The 12,815-nt window shown below is 70.4% G+C and carries 9 protein-coding genes and 1 pseudogene; 8 read left to right on the plus strand and 2 right to left on the minus strand.

Features of this window, described 5'->3' with window-relative positions; translation table 11 throughout:
* The 4 genes from narH to FNH09_RS08960 are packed head-to-tail and all read left to right on the plus strand — an operon-like array spanning nt 1 to nt 4,317.
* Nucleotides 1-1,758, plus strand: a complete 1,758-nt coding sequence (gene narH / locus FNH09_RS08945; RefSeq protein ID WP_152886220.1) for a nitrate reductase subunit beta — start codon at nt 1-3, stop codon at nt 1,756-1,758.
* The gene (narJ, locus tag FNH09_RS08950; protein WP_152886221.1) at nt 1,755-2,369 is read left to right on the plus strand and encodes a nitrate reductase molybdenum cofactor assembly chaperone; all 615 of its coding nucleotides are present in this window, start codon (nt 1,755-1,757) and stop codon (nt 2,367-2,369) included. The genes narH and narJ overlap by 4 nt, the downstream gene beginning before the upstream one ends.
* Nucleotides 2,366-3,094 (plus strand): respiratory nitrate reductase subunit gamma, encoded by a 729-nt coding sequence (narI, locus tag FNH09_RS08955; RefSeq protein ID WP_152886222.1) that lies wholly within the window; start codon nt 2,366-2,368, stop codon nt 3,092-3,094. The genes narJ and narI overlap by 4 nt, the downstream gene beginning before the upstream one ends.
* On the plus strand, nt 3,091-4,317 hold the full coding sequence (locus FNH09_RS08960; protein ID WP_338017515.1) for a nitrate/nitrite transporter: 1,227 nt from the start codon (nt 3,091-3,093) through the stop codon (nt 4,315-4,317). The genes narI and FNH09_RS08960 overlap by 4 nt, the downstream gene beginning before the upstream one ends.
* A gap of 111 nt (nt 4,318-4,428) precedes the next feature.
* On the opposite strand, the pseudogene FNH09_RS08965 reads toward FNH09_RS08960, so the two are convergent.
* Nucleotides 4,429-4,839, minus strand: a pseudogene (locus tag FNH09_RS08965) (ATP-binding protein); the annotation flags it as partial.
* 156 nt (nt 4,840-4,995) lie between these two features.
* Between FNH09_RS08965 and FNH09_RS08970 the strand changes: the two are divergent.
* On the plus strand, nt 4,996-5,877 hold the full coding sequence (locus FNH09_RS08970; protein ID WP_152886224.1) for a helix-turn-helix domain-containing protein: 882 nt from the start codon (nt 4,996-4,998) through the stop codon (nt 5,875-5,877).
* Nucleotides 5,874-6,074 carry a DUF397 domain-containing protein gene (locus FNH09_RS08975; RefSeq protein WP_152886225.1) on the plus strand — a complete coding sequence of 67 codons (201 nt, stop codon included), beginning with the start codon at nt 5,874-5,876 and terminating at the stop codon, nt 6,072-6,074. The genes FNH09_RS08970 and FNH09_RS08975 overlap by 4 nt, the downstream gene beginning before the upstream one ends.
* Nucleotides 6,075-6,145: 71 nt before the next feature.
* On the opposite strand, the gene FNH09_RS08980 is transcribed toward FNH09_RS08975, so the two are convergent.
* Nucleotides 6,146-7,675 carry a helix-turn-helix domain-containing protein gene (locus FNH09_RS08980; protein WP_152886226.1) on the minus strand — a complete coding sequence of 510 codons (1,530 nt, stop codon included), beginning with the start codon at nt 7,673-7,675 and terminating at the stop codon, nt 6,146-6,148.
* A gap of 491 nt (nt 7,676-8,166) precedes the next feature.
* Between FNH09_RS08980 and acnA the strand changes: the two genes are divergently transcribed.
* Entirely contained in the window at nt 8,167-10,881 is a 2,715-nt protein-coding gene (acnA, locus tag FNH09_RS08985) for an aconitate hydratase AcnA (RefSeq protein WP_162468294.1), read from the plus strand.
* 271 nt (nt 10,882-11,152) lie between these two features.
* Nucleotides 11,153-12,814 carry a sensor histidine kinase gene (locus tag FNH09_RS08990; RefSeq protein ID WP_152886243.1) on the plus strand — a complete coding sequence of 554 codons (1,662 nt, stop codon included), beginning with the start codon at nt 11,153-11,155 and terminating at the stop codon, nt 12,812-12,814.
* The last annotated feature ends 1 nt before the right edge of the window (nt 12,815 follow it).

Below are 12,815 nucleotides of genomic sequence, written 5' to 3' on the forward strand. Positions count from 1 at the left end.
ATGCGCGTCATGGCACAGATCGCGATGGTCATGAACCTCGACAAGTGCATCGGCTGCCACACCTGCTCCGTCACCTGCAAACAGGCGTGGACCAACCGCGGCGGTGTCGAGTACGTGTGGTTCAACAACGTCGAGACCCGCCCCGGACAGGGCTACCCGCGCCGCTACGAGGACCAGGAGACCTGGAAGGGCGGCTGGGAGCTCAACCGGAGCGGCCGGCTGAAGCTGAAGGGCGGCGGCAGGTTCTCCAAGCTCGCCCACATCTTCTCCAACCCCAAACTGCCCACCATCAGCGACTACTACGAGCCGTGGACGTACGAGTACGCCAATCTCACCGACGCACCCCTCGGCGACGACATCCCCGTCGCCGCGCCGCGCTCGCTCCTCAGCGGCAAGCCCTTCGAGATCGAGTGGAGCGCCAACTGGGACGACAACCTCGGTGGCGTCAGTGAGCACGGCGCGCTCGACCCGATGGTGGCGAAGGTCCGTGAACAGGCGTCGGAGAAGGTCAGGTTCGCCTTCGAGCAGACCTTCATGTTCTATCTGCCGCGGATCTGCGAACACTGCCTGAACCCGTCCTGCGTGGCCTCCTGCCCGTCCGGCGCGATGTACAAGCGCGAGGAGGACGGCATCGTGCTGGTCGACCAGGACCAGTGCCGGGGCTGGCGCATGTGCGTGACCGGCTGCCCGTACAAGAAGGTCTACTTCAACCACCGCACCGGCAAGGCCGAGAAGTGCACGCTGTGCTACCCGCGCCTCGAAGTCGGCCTGCCCACCGTCTGCTCCGAGACCTGCGTCGGACGGCTGCGCTACCTCGGCGTCATGCTCTACGACGCCGACAAGGTCCTGGAAGCGGCCTCCGCCCCCGACGACACGGACCTGTACGAGGCCCAGCTCGGCGTGTTCCTGGACCCCGAGGACCCCGCCGTACGCCGGGAGGCCGAACGCGCCGGCATCGCCCAGGACTGGATCGACGCGGCCCGCCGCTCACCCGTGCACGCGCTCATCAGCAAGTACAAGGTGGCGCTGCCGCTCCATCCGGAGTACCGCACGATGCCGATGGTCTGGTACATCCCGCCGCTCTCCCCGGTCGTCGAGGCCCTCACCGAGACCGGTTTCGACGGCGAGGACGCCGGCAACCTCTTCGGCGCGATCGACACCCTGCGCATCCCCCTGGAGTACCTCGCCGAACTGTTCACCGCGGGCGACACCGGTCCCGTACGGGCCTCGCTGGAGAAGCTCGCCGCCATGCGCGGCGCGATGCGCCCCGGGCTGCTGGCCGGCGATTCCTCGGGACCGGCCCCGGTCGACGAGGAGATCGCCCTCTCGGTCGGCATGTCCGGGGAGGAGATGTACGCGATGTACCGGCTGCTGGCCCTCGCCAAGTACGACGAGCGGTACGTGATCCCCACCGCCGCCGTCGGCGACGCCCGACGGCTGGAGGAGTCCGTGCTGCCCGACGAGTGCAGCCTCGACTACGCGGGCGGCCCCGGCATGGGCGGCTCCGGCCCCTACGGCGAAGGGTCCGGCGGGGCGCCGCCGATGTCCGTGGAGAACTTCCACGTCCTGCGCGACCGCCAGACCGCCGACGCACCCGCCGACCCCGCCCGCAGTCGCGTCAACCTCCTCAACTGGGACGGCCGGGGCCACCCCGCCGGCCTGTTCCCCGGAAAGCCGGAAGAACCCGGCAGCCCCGGCGCCGCCCCGCCCTCACCCGAGAACGACGAGAACGAGAAGCACGACCAGGAGGAGAGATGACCACCCCGCACGCCGTCGTCCACGCGGCGGCCGCCCGCTGCCTGGTCTACCCCGACGGCGAGTTCCACGCCGGGCTGGGCGTCCTGCGTGCCGCCCTGGACGAGCAACCCGGTCCGGGCAGACGGGAGTTGTGCGCGTTCCTCGACCACGCGGGCAGCACGGACCCCGACCGGCTCCGGCAGGACTACGTCCGGACCTTCGACTTCTCGGGCCGCCGCTGTCTGTACCTCACCTGGTGGACCGACGGCGACACCCGCCGCCGCGGCCGGTCCCTGGTGCGCTTCAAGGAGATCTACCGGGAGCACGGCTGGGAGTACGCGGACACCGGCGAACTCCCCGACTTCCTCCCGGCCGTCTGCGAGTTCTGCGCCCTCACCGGCACCGACACCCTGCTGCGCGAGCACCGCCCGGCGCTCGAACTGCTGCGCTTCGCCCTCACCGACGCCGAGTCCCCCTGGGCCGACGTCCTGCGGGCCCTCGTCGCCACCCTGCCCGGCGCCTCCCCCCGCGACCGCGCCGCCGCCCAGGCCATGGCCCGCAACGGGCCGCCGCGCGAGGACGTGGGGCTCGCCCCGTTCGGCACCCCGCTGCTGGAGGTCGTCTCCCGATGAGCCTCGCCGACAGTCTCCTGTGGACAGCCATGCCGTACGTCACGATCGTCCTGCTCGTCGGCGGGATCATCTGGCGCTACCGCTACGACAAGTTCGGCTGGACGACCCGTTCCTCGCAGCTCTACGAGTCCCGGCTGCTGCGGATCGCCTCCCCGGTGTTCCACTACGGCATCCTCTTCGTCCTCGCCGGCCACCTCGTCGGACTGTTCGTCCCGGACTCATGGACCAGCGCGCTCGGGGTGAGCGAGGCCGCGTACCACTACCTCTCCCTCTACACGGGCACGCTCGCGGGCCTCGCCACCGTCGCCGGCATCGCGCTGCTGATCTACCGCCGCCGCACCACCGGGCCGGTCTTCCTCGCCACCACCCGCAACGACAAGCTCATGTACGTCGTGCTGCTCGCCGCGATCCTGCTCGGCATGATCGCCAAGCTCACGCACGCGGGAGGCCACGGCTACGACTACCGCACCACCATCTCCCCGTGGCTGCGCAGTGTCTTCACCCTGCACCCGGACTACGCGCGGATGGACGGCGTGCCGGTCACCTACCAGATCCACATCGTCGTGGGGTGCGTGCTCATCGCCCTCGTCCCCTACACCCGGCTGATCCACATGTTCAGCGCCCCCGTGCCCTACCTCTTCCGCCCCTACATCGTCTATCGCAGCCGTGAACGCGGTCAGCTCGGCACCCGTTCCGAGCGGCCCGGATGGGAGCGTGTGCAGTGACCGCCCGGACCACCCGGACCCCTCAGACCACCGAGAGCCCCGCGGTGCCCGGCGCCGCCTACCGCAACCTGGTCGTCGCCACGATCGGGTTCGCCATCTCCTTCTGGGCGTGGAACCTCATCTCGCCGCTCGCGACGACCCTGGGCGACAAGCTCTCGCTGAGCTCCTTCGAGAAGTCGCTGATGGTCGCCGTCCCCGTACTGGTGGGCTCGCTCGGACGGGTGCCCGTCGGCGCGCTCACCGACCGCCTCGGCGCGAAGATCATGTTCCCGCTCGTCAGCGCGCTGACCATCGTGCCCGTCCTGCTGCTGATCGTCGTGAAGGACTCCTACGCGGGCCTCCTCGTCGTCGGCTTCTTCCTCGGCCTGGGCGGCACGACCTTCGCGATCGGCGTCCCCCTCGTCAACTCCTGGTTCCCGCCCGCCCGTCGCGGCTTCGCCGTCGGCGTGTTCGGCGCGGGCATGGGCGGCGTCGCCCTCTCCGGCTACTTCACCCCCCGTATCTACAAGCACGGCGAGAGCCTGCCGTTCGTGGTGCTGGCCATCGCCCTGGCCGTCATGGCCGTCGTGGAGTTCTTCCTCCTCGCCGACCGTCCCGACCGTGTCGTCCCCACCACCTCGCTGGGCAAGCGACTGGGCGACGCCGGGCGCCTGCGGGTCACCTGGGAGCTCGCGGCCCTGTACGCGATCGGGTTCGGCGGCATCGTCGCGTTCGGCGTCTACCTGCCCACGTACCTCAAGACCTGGTACGGCCTGTCGCCCACCGACGCCGGTACCCGGGCGGCCGGATTCGCGCTCATCACCGTGATCTTCCGCCCGATCGGCGGCTGGCTGTCCGACCGCATCCACCCGGCCGTCGTCACTGCCTGGGCGCTCGGCCTCGTGGGGGCCCTGGCGGTATGCCAGGCCTTCGAGCCCCAGCTCGTCCCGGGCGGAACGGTCTTGCTCCTCGTGATGGCGGCCGGTCTCGGCACCACCAGCGGCAGCGTGTTCGCCATGGTCGCGCGGGTCACCCCGCCGCCGAAGGTCGGCAGCGTCACCGGAATCGTCGGCGCGATGGGCGGGCTCGGCGGCTTCGTCCCGCCCCTGGTCATGGGCGCCGTCTACAGCGCCAAGAACTCCTACGCCATCGGCTTCATGCTCCTCTCCGACCTCGCCCTGGCCGGCTGCGTCTATTCCTTCGGGCGCATGCGCGAAGTGGGCCGGGAACGGCAGTCCGTCTGAGTACGCGGAAGCCCCGGACATGCCACCGCGCCCCGCCGGACCCGTGTACGAACCCCCACGCATGCGGGTCCGGCACTGATCGGGGCGCGTCGAGAGCACCGCGCGGACGGTCTTGCCGCTGGGCGGGTAGGGGACGCAGTCCCAGTGGTCGGCGAGGGCGGTGACGAGCGCCAGGCCGCGCCCGCCCGGACACAGCGCATCGGAGTCGGTGGCGCCTGTCGCGGTCCGCGGTCGGAGACTTCCCTGGGCGTCGCTGACCTCCACGCGCAGTCGGCCGGCCGACGCGTCGAAGAGCAGCGTCAGCCGGAAGCAGCGGCCCGGCACACGACCGTGGAGCACGGCGTTGGCGGCAAGCTCCGCGACCACGACTTCGGCACGCTCCGTGAGAGCCTCCGGAGCACCCCACGAGCGCAGTTCGGTGACACCGAGCAGCCGGGCGAGCCTGGCCCCGCGCCGCGTCGACGACAGCAGCTGAGTGAAGGCGACCGGTGGGGGCGCGAGTTGGGGAGGGGATTGGTTCATGGCGCCAGAGTGGCGCTCCGGTGCGGGCGGCGGCGAGCGTCGCGCCCCGTACGGTGAGTGAGCGTACGGGCGCACAGAGTGGACAGTACGTGCATTCCGCCGTCACGCTGAGTGCCGTATGTGTGCGGGCCCGTGGGCCGGAGAGAGGGGCGGCGGATGGACATCGTCGAGACGGAGGCGGGCACGGGCCTCGGCGCTCGCGCGGTTTCGGTGGGGGAAGGAGAGCGGGAGCCCCATCCGTCGGACAGTCTGCGTACGTTCGGCGCGGTCGTCCAGGCGTTACGCGAGCACGCCGGCCTCAGCCGGGGAGACCTCGCGGCCGTCGTCCAGTACTCCAAGCACACGGTGGAGTCGGTGGAGTTGGGTCGCCGGATGCCGGACGAGGCGTTCGTCGAGCGTGCGGAGGAGGCCCTGGGCAACACGGGCGCGCTGCGGAGGGCCGCCCGCCATCTCAGCCGAGGGGAGGCGGGACTCGCGGCGTGGTTCCGGCGCTGGGCGCGGCTGGAACGGGAGGCGATGAGCCTGTGCACGTACGAGTGCCGGCTGGTGCCGGGGTTGTTGCAGTCGGAGGCGTACGCCAAGGCGGTGTTCGAGGGCACGATCCCGCCGCGGACGGACGCGGAACTGGAGGCGCAGTTGGCCGCCCGGATGGAGCGGCAGACGATGATGCGCGAACGGCCGACCGTGCCGTTCAGCTTCATCGTCGAGGAGCATGTGTTCCGGCGGCGGTTCGGGGACGCGGAGGCCATGCGTGGGCTGGTGGACCACGTGCTGGAGCGGAGCGCACCGCGCAATGTGACGCTTCAAGTGGTGCCGGTGGAAGCGGGGTTGCATGCGTGTCTGGATGGGCCGTTGCAGGTCTTGGAGACCCCTGCGGGACAGCGGCTCGGCTACTCCGAGGGGCAGAAGAACGGGCGGTTGATCTCCGACCCGAAAGAGGTGAGTGTGCTCTGCCATCGCTATGAAACACTGCGCTCGCAGGCCTTGAGCCCGAAGGAATCGCGGGACCTGCTGGAGCAGCTACGAGGAGAGCTATGAGCAGCGGTGCGACGGAACTCGCCTGGTTCAAGTCGAGCTACAGCGGTAGCGAGGGCGACAGCTGCGTGGAGATCGCGATCGCCGAACAGGCTGTTCACGTACGGGATTCCAAGGATCTGGACCGCCCACCCTTCGCCGTGGGCCGCGAGGACTGGTCGTCCTTCGTGAGGTTCGTGTCGGGAGCCTTGGGGGCGTGACCGCCGCCGCGTGTCCCGACCGGTGATCACACCGGTCGGGACGGGTGCGGCGGCGCTCGGCCGGAGGGACCTCAGATGTCCCGGAAGATCTCGATCTGCGCCCCGATGGAGTTCAGGCGCTCCGCGAGGTCCTCGTAGCCGCGGTTGATGACGTACACGTTGCGCAGCACGGACGTGCCGTCGGCCGCCATCATGGCCAGCAGGACGACCACCGCGGGCCGCAGCGCGGGCGGGCACATCATCTCGGCGGCGCGCCAGCGGGTCGGGCCCTCGACCAGGACCCGGTGCGGGTCGAGGAGCTGGAGGCGGCCGCCCAGCCGGTTCAGGTCGGTCAGGTAGATGGCGCGGTTGTCGTAGACCCAGTCGTGGATCAGGGTCTGGCCCTGCGCGACGGCCGCGATGGCCGCGAAGAACGGCACGTTGTCGATGTTCAGGCCGGGGAACGGCATCGGGTGGATCTTGTCGATCGGCGCCTCCAGCTTGGAGGGCCGGACCGTCAGGTCCACCAGGCGGGTACGGCCGTTGTCCGCGAAGTACTCCGGCGTGCGGTCGTGGTCGAGGCCCATCTCCTCCAGGACCGCCAGCTCGATCTCCAGGAACTCGATGGGGACGCGGCGCACGGTCAGCTCCGACTCCGTCACCACCGCGGCGGCCAGCAGGCTCATCGCCTCGACCGGGTCCTCGGAGGGGGAGTAGTCGACGTCGACGTCGATGTCCGGCACACCGTGCACGGTGAGCGTGGTGGTGCCGATGCCCTCGACCTTGACGCCCAGCGCCTCCAGGAAGAAGCACAGGTCCTGGACCATGTAGTTGGAGGAGGCGTTGCGGATGACCGTGACGCCGTCGTGCCGGGCCGCGGCCAGCAGCGCGTTCTCGGTCACGGTGTCGCCGCGCTCGGTCAGCACGATCGGCCGGTCGGGGCGGACCGTGCGGTCGACCTGCGCGTGGTACTGGCCCTCGGTCGCCGCGATGTCCAGGCCGAACCGGCGCAGCGCGATCATGTGCGGCTCGATGGTCCGGGTGCCGAGGTCGCAGCCGCCGGCGTAGGGCAGCTTGAAGCGGTCCATGACGTGCAGCAGCGGACCGAGGAACATGATGATCGAGCGGGTGCGGACGGCGGCCTCGGCGTCGATCGACGCCATCTCCAGCCGGGCCGGCGGCACGATCTCCAGGTCGACGCCGCCGTTGATCCAGCGGGTGCGCACCCCGATCGAGCCGAGCACCTCCAACAGGCGGTAGACCTCCTCGATGCGGGCGACCCGGCGCAGCACCGTGCGGCCCCTGTTGAGCAGTGTGGCGCACAGCAGCGCCACACACGCGTTCTTGCTCGTCTTGACGTCGATGGCACCGGACAGTCGGCGGCCGCCGACCACCCGCAGATGCATCGGGCCCGCGTAGCCCAGCGAGACGATTTCGCTGTCCAGGGCTTCGCCGATCCGGGCAATCATCTCAAGGCTGATGTTCTGGTTGCCGCGTTCGATGCGATTGACGGCGCTCTGGCTGGTACCGAGCGCCTCGGCGAGCTGTGCCTGTGTCCAGCCACGGTGTTGCCGGGCGTCACGGATGAGCTTGCCGATACGTACGAGGTAGTCGTCTGCCATGCGACTGAGGCTATCTCAGATATGAGATGGCACGTTTCGAGGGGGGCCATTCGGGTGATGCGCCGTCATCGGTGCCTGGCGGTAGCGGTGTGCCGCCATCCGGGTGGCCGGATAAATCCATTCATGCCCTACGACGTCCGGCGCTGTCGATGGGTGCGGTGCGGCCCGCGCCGTGAGGGGTGTCGGGGCCTCCGCCCCGGGTGGTCGGCGTCCTTCGGTACTGCGCCTGCCCCGACTCGGTCCACTGATGGCCGTACTTCCGTGGAGTTGCCGCGGGGCGGGGCCGAATATCGGCATGGCGGAGCCGGGCCGGGCATGACCATCCAGCCCCCATGTACTAGAGTTATCTCGACATCGAGATATCTGCCGAGGCGCCCCGCTGCCGCCCACTAGTAAGGGTTACCTAACTTAGCCTCACCTTAGCTGATCGGCCAAGTTGGTGTGGCGGCAGGATCGACGGTGGTACGCGCACATCAATGAAGGAGACTGTCGTGTCGGCGAACAGCTTCGACGCCCGCAGCACGCTGCAGGTGGGCGACGAGTCGTACGAGATCTTCCGGCTGGACAAGGTGGAAGGCTCGGCTCGCCTTCCGTACAGCCTGAAGGTGCTGCTGGAGAACCTGCTCCGCACCGAGGACGGCGCGAACATCACCGCCGACCACATCCGCGCGCTCGGCACCTGGGACTCCCAGGCGCAGCCGTCGCAGGAGATCCAGTTCACGCCGGCCCGCGTGATCATGCAGGACTTCACCGGCGTGCCCTGCGTCGTGGACCTCGCCACCATGCGTGAGGCCGTCAAGGAGCTGGGCGGCGACCCGGCCAAGGTCAACCCGCTCTCCCCGGCCGAGCTGGTCATCGACCACTCCGTCATCGCCGACAAGTTCGGCACGAAGGAGGCCTTCGGCCAGAACGTCGAGCTGGAGTACGGCCGCAACAAGGAGCGCTACCAGTTCCTGCGCTGGGGCCAGACCGCCTTCGACGACTTCAAGGTCGTCCCGCCGGGCACCGGCATCGTCCACCAGGTGAACATCGAGCACCTGGCCCGTACCGTCATGGTCCGCAACGGCCAGGCGTACCCCGACACCCTCGTCGGCACCGACTCGCACACCACCATGGTCAACGGCCTCGGCGTGCTCGGCTGGGGCGTCGGCGGCATCGAGGCCGAGGCCGCGATGCTCGGCCAGCCGGTCTCCATGCTCATCCCGCGTGTCGTCGGCTTCAAGCTGACCGGCGAGCTGCCCACCGGCACCACCGCCACCGACCTCGTGCTGACCATCACCGAGATGCTGCGCAAGCACGGTGTCGTCGGCAAGTTCGTCGAGTTCTACGGCGAGGGCGTGGCCGCCACGTCGCTGGCCAACCGCGCCACCATCGGCAACATGTCGCCGGAGTTCGGCTCCACCGCCGCGATCTTCCCGATCGACGACGAGACCCTGAACTACCTCAAGCTCACCGGCCGCTCCGAGCAGCAGGTCGCGCTCGTCGAGGCGTACGCCAAGGAGCAGGGCCTCTGGCTGGACCCGAAGGCCGAGCCCGACTTCTCCGAGAAGCTGGAGCTGGACCTGTCGACGGTCGTCCCGTCGATCGCCGGCCCGAAGCGCCCGCAGGACCGTATCGTCCTCGCCAACGCCGCCGAGCAGTTCAAGACGGACGTCCGCAACTACGTGGACACCGACGACGAGGCGGGCAAGGAGTCCTTCCCGGCCTCCGACGCCCCGGCCTCCTCCAACGGCGTCCCGTCCAACCCGGTCCAGGTCACCGCCCCCGACGGCACGACCTACACGATCGACCACGGTGCGGTGACGGTCGCGGCCATCACCTCCTGCACCAACACCTCGAACCCGTACGTCATGGTCGCCGCCGCGCTCGTCGCGAAGAAGGCCGTGGAGAAGGGCCTGACCCGCAAGCCGTGGGTCAAGACCACCCTCGCCCCGGGCTCCAAGGTCGTCACCGACTACTTCGACAAGGCGGGCCTGACCCCCTACCTCGACAAGGTCGGCTTCAACCTGGTCGGCTACGGCTGCACCACCTGCATCGGCAACTCCGGCCCGCTGCCGGAGGAGGTCTCCAAGGCCGTCAACGAGCACGACCTCGCGGTCACCTCGGTCCTCTCCGGCAACCGGAACTTCGAGGGCCGTATCAACCCCGACGTCAAGATGAACTACCTGGCGTCCCCGCCGCTGGTCGTCGCGTACGCCCTCGCGGGTTCCATGAAGGTGGACATCACCAAGGACGCCCTGGGCACCGACCAGGACGGCAACCCGGTCTTCCTCAAGGACATCTGGCCCTCCGAGGCCGAGGTCAACGACGTCGTGGCCAACGCCATCGGCGAGGACATGTTCAACAAGTCCTACCAGGACGTCTTCGCGGGCGACGCCCAGTGGCAGGCGCTGCCGATCCCGACCGGCAACACCTTCGAGTGGGACACCGAGTCGACCTACGTGCGCAAGCCCCCGTACTTCGAGGGCATGACGATGGAGACCACCCCGGTCTCCGACATCACCGGCGCCCGCGTCCTCGCCAAGCTCGGCGACTCGGTCACCACCGACCACATCTCCCCGGCCGGTGCCATCAAGGCCGACACCCCGGCCGGCCAGTACCTCACCGAGCACGGTGTGGAGCGTCGTGACTTCAACTCCTACGGCTCCCGCCGAGGCAACCACGAGGTCATGATCCGCGGTACGTTCGCCAACATCCGCCTGCGCAACCAGATCGCGCCGGGCACCGAGGGCGGCTACACCCGCGACTTCACCCAGGCCGACGCGCCGGTGTCGTTCATCTACGACGCCTCCCGCAACTACATCGAGCAGGGCACCCCGCTGGCCATCCTGGCCGGCAAGGAGTACGGCTCCGGCTCGTCCCGCGACTGGGCCGCCAAGGGCACCGCGCTGCTCGGCGTCAAGGCCGTCGTCGCCGAGTCGTACGAGCGCATCCACCGCTCGAACCTCATCGGCATGGGCGTCCTGCCGCTCCAGTTCCCGGAGGGCCAGAACGCCGAGTCCCTCGGCCTGACCGGCGAGGAGACCTTCTCCTTCACCGGCGTCGAGGAGCTGAACAACGGCACCACGCCGCGCACGGTCAAGGTCAGCACCGACACCGGTGTGGAGTTCGACGCGGTCGTCCGCATCGACACCCCCGGTGAGGCGGACTACTACCGCAACGGCGGCATCATGCAGTACGTGCTGCGCAACCTGATCCGCAAGTAGGCACCCGCCGAACGGCGAAGGGCCGCATCCCCGCACCGGGGATGCGGCCCTTCGCCGTGTCCGGCCGTCTCCGTCCCCTTCTCCGTGGTCCGGCGGTGGTCTCCGTCCGGCCGTCCCCGTCCGGCCAGGTCATCGCCGGTCCTCAGGGTGAACACAGGGTTCCCCCAGCGGACCGGGACAGGATCGGTACATGACTGGCACCTCTGGGCTCCGAAGCGGCCGTGTCCCTGTGCGGGCCGTCGACGACGAGCCCCCGTTCGACCTGCCCGGCATGGGACCGGGCAGCCCGCCGAGCCGTTCGCCAGGCCGTTCGTCCGGCCGCTCGCCCGGCAGGCCGTCGGGCCGCCGTTCCCTCCGCGCGCGGCTGCTCCTCTCCATCGGCGCCACCCTCGCCGCCGTGTGCGCCGCGATGGCGCTCACCACCGTCCTGGTCCAACGCGCCTATCTGCTGGGCAACTTGGACGACCGGGTCACCGACGCCGCCGAACACAGCCTGGGCGGGGCCGCGCTCCATCCGGAGCTCGACCGGGACCTGACCTTCCTCGGCGAGCGCGGGCACCCGGCCGGGATGCTCGCCGCCCGTCTCGACGCCCACGGCCGCGTACTGGCCGCCGCGCTGGTGGACGAGGACGCGCCGCCACGGAACCTCACCGCCGCCCAGAGCGCGGCCCTGGCACACCTCGCGGCCGACGGCTCGCCGCACACCCGCAGCGTGCCCGGCCTCGGCGCCTACCGGGTCACCGCACTGGAGGCGGACGGCGTCCGGGTCCTCGCCGGACTGCCGATGGACGACGTCCAGGACCTGATCGGCCGTCTGGTGAGGGTGGAGAGCGGCGTCGCCGCGGCCGGCCTCACTGCCGCGGGCTGCGTCTGCGCCGTGGTCGTACGACGCCAGCTGCGCCCCCTCGGCCGGGTAGCCGCCACCGCCGTCGCCGTCTCCCTCGCCCCGCTGGGCCGGGGTGAGGACACCACCCTCACCCGGGTGCCGGAGCGGGACACCGACCCGGGCAGCGAGACCGGGCAGGTCGGAGCCGCCCTCAACCGCATGATCGACCACGTGGAGTCCTCGCGCGCCGAACGCCGGCGCAGCGAGGAGCGGATGCGCCACAGCGAGGAGCGGATGCGCCGCTTCCTCGCCGACGCCAGCCATGAACTGCGCACCCCGCTCGCCTCCATCGCCGGATACGCGGAGCTGATGAACCGCGCTACCGACCGGGGCGAGCCGCCGCTGGCCTGGCGCCGGGTCTCCGTCGAGTCGGCCCGGATGACGGGCCTGGTCGAGGACCTGCTGCTGCTCGCCCGGCTCGACGAGGGCCGTCCGCTCCAGTCCGCCGAGGTGGACCTCGCCGCGCTGGTCGCCGAGGCCGTGTGGGACGCGCGGGCCGCGGGCGACGGCCACGACTGGCAGCTGGACCTGCGTCTCGGCGCACCGGCCGTGGTGGTCGGCGACGAGGCGCGGCTGCACCGGGTCGTGGCCAATCTGCTGGCCAACGTGCGGACGCACACCCCGGCGGGCACGACGGTCGTCGTCACCGTCGAGACCACCACGGGCGCCCGGGACGCGAGTTGCGTCGTGCGCGTCCGCGACGACGGGCCCGGCATCCCCTCCGATCTGCTCCCCTCGGTCTTCGAGCGGTTCACCCGGGGCGACGCCTCCCGGAGCCGGGCGGCCGGCACGGCGGGCGGCTCCGGTCTCGGCCTCGCCGTCGCCTCGGCGATCACGACCGCGCACGGGGGCCGCATCGACGTACACAGCGAGCCGGGCCGCACGGAGTTCACCGTCGAACTGCCGATCGTGGCCGACGCCGTGACCGCTGCCGCGAAGAGCGGCCCACGGGGCATCGGGGACGGCGACACCGAGGACGTCGTACGACCGGACGGTGCCCGCCGGGCCGACCGGCCCGCCGGCCAGGTGGTACGGACGGAGCGGTGAC

It is taken from the genome of Streptomyces adustus, assembly GCF_009377175.1.
GTDB lineage: Bacteria > Actinomycetota > Actinomycetes > Streptomycetales > Streptomycetaceae > Streptomyces > Streptomyces adustus.